Origin of the sequence: Lactobacillus sp. UMNPBX16 (assembly GCF_002553775.1) — a bacterium.
Classification (GTDB): Bacteria; Bacillota; Bacilli; order Lactobacillales; family Lactobacillaceae; genus Lactobacillus; species Lactobacillus crispatus.
On sequence record NZ_PCYU01000006.1, the window covers coordinates 1 to 2,269 of the forward strand.

Consider the following 2,269-nt stretch of genomic DNA (forward strand, 5'->3'; position numbering starts at 1 on the left):
ACAAGAATTTATACTGAACCTTTAATACCTGCAATTCTTCCGTCAAATAATGGGTCAATTTCTCATTTCGTTTATCAATGGCTTCTTGGGATTGGAGAGCGTAAAATATCTTGTGTAAACGCACAAAAGATTTCTAAATTGTATAGAAATAGGGAATGCCTTCCCTTATGATATTTAGTAACCACAGAAAACATCACAGGAGGCATTCCCCATGAATGAACTTACCACAGAAATTATCGCTGCACTAGCCCAAAAACAAGATTTGGACGAAGTTTTTCGTCACCACCTTGAAATCGCCATCAACCAGCTGCTTCAAACTGAATTGGCAGAGTTTTTGGGTTACGAACGCTACTCATACGCTGGGATTAACACTGGTAATAACCGCAACGGCAGTTATGAGCGCTCGTTTGATACGAAGTACGGCCAACTTAACTTAACCATTCCTCGAGATCGCAATGGCCGGTTTGAAAATCATACCTTGCCAGCCTACGGTCGGCACAGTGATAATTTAGAAACAACGGTTATTCAGTTGTATACCAAGGGAATTACCACTGCTGAAATTGCCGAACTCATTGAGAATATGTACGGTGCTCACTACTCCAAAGCCACGGTTTCCAACATGACTAAAGCCGTCAATGAACAGGTTCAAGCTTTCCAGCAACGTCGACTGGCTTCACAATATGCGGCTATCTTCTTAGATGCCACTTACTTGCCGTTAAAGCGGGATACCGTTCAAAAAGAAGCGGTTCATATTGCGATTGGCATTCGTCCAGATGGTACGAAAGAAGTGCTGAACTACCAAGTGGCGCCGACGGAATCAACTGGGATCTGGACTGAATTACTGGGAACCCTGATTAAGCAAGGTGTCAAAGATGTGCTGTTGTTTGTGGCCGATGGGTTAGTTGGTTTGGATGAAGGTTTAAATCGGCATTTTCCCAAAGCTAAACGACAACGTTGCCTGGTTCATGTTGGGCGTAATTTGATAAACAAAGTTCGGGTGAAAGACCGTAAGGCCGTGATCAATGACTTTAAACAAGTTCATTGGGCTGCCAATCGTGAAGCAGCCGAACTGAAACTGAATGAGTTCGCCAACAACTGGCATCGTACCTATCCCAAGTTAATCAAAGATCTGCTTAAAATGCCGAATCTGCTCACTTTCATGGACTTTCCACCAGCCATTCGGCAATCACTCTACTCCACTAACTTGATTGAGAACTTTAACAAGCATCTCAAGCGCACCACCCACCGCAAAGAACAATTTCCAACGGAAGATTCACTGGATCGATTCCTGGTTTCTCAGTTTAATGCTTATAACGAGAAGTCTCTGAAGCGGATCCACCGAGGCTTTAAAGGACTCCAGGACACCTTGGAAGCATCATTTATTTGAGTTAGTTACATATTATATGTACGAAGGCATTTCATTTACACAAGATTCTTGACGCTACCAATCTTCTAGACTATAATTAAAATCAAATAACTCAATTCGGAGGTACTAACATGACCATACCTGACGCAAATGCAATTTATCCCAATCCAGCCATCAAAGAGGTTGTCTTTATCAAGAACGTGATCAAAAGTCCCAATATTGAAATTGGGGACTACACCTATTATGATGACCCAGTAAATCCCACCGATTTTGAGAAACACGTTACCCATCACTATGAATTTCTAGGCGACAAATTAATCATCGGTAAATTCTGTTCTATCGCCAGTGGTATTGAATTTATTATGAACGGTGCCAATCACGTAATGAAAGGTATTTCAACTTATCCATTTAATATTTTGGGTGGCGATTGGCAGAAATATACTCCTGAACTGACTGATTTGCCGTTGAAAGGTGATACTGTAGTCGGAAATGACGTGTGGTTTGGGCAAAATGTGACCGTCCTACCAGGCGTAAAAATAGGTGACGGTGCCATTATCGGAGCAAATAGTGTCGTAACAAAAGACGTCGCTCCATATACAATTGTCGGTGGCAATCCAATTCAACTCATCAAACCAAGATTTGAACCAGAAGTTATTCAAGCATTAGAAAACCTGGCATGGTGGAATAAAGATGTTGAATGGATAACTGTTAATGTTCCTAAACTAATGCAAACAACGCCCACAGTTGAATTGATAAACAGTTTAATGGAAAAATAAAAGCAAAAAAGGCCGTGCAAGCAATCCAAGAATGATTGTTTACACGGCCTTTACTATTTAGTGAATCCAATTTATTAATAATAGATATGATATACCAGTAAAAAATACGGTTCAGTATAAATTCTTG

Annotated in this window: 2 protein-coding genes; both read left to right on the forward strand. The window is 40.8% G+C overall.

Annotation, left to right across the window (positions count from 1 at the left end):
- The first annotated feature begins 211 nt into the window (after positions 1 to 211).
- Positions 212 to 1,387: an IS256-like element IS1310 family transposase gene (locus CP367_RS01310; RefSeq protein ID WP_002328814.1), complete on the forward strand. Its 1,176-nt coding sequence runs from the start codon at positions 212 to 214 to the stop codon at positions 1,385 to 1,387.
- Positions 1,388 to 1,497: 110 nt separating this feature from the next.
- A complete protein-coding gene (gene vat(E) / locus CP367_RS01315) occupies positions 1,498 to 2,142 on the forward strand; it encodes a streptogramin A O-acetyltransferase Vat(E) (protein WP_089143697.1) in 645 nt (214 codons plus the stop codon).
- Positions 2,143 to 2,269: the final 127 nt, after the last annotated feature.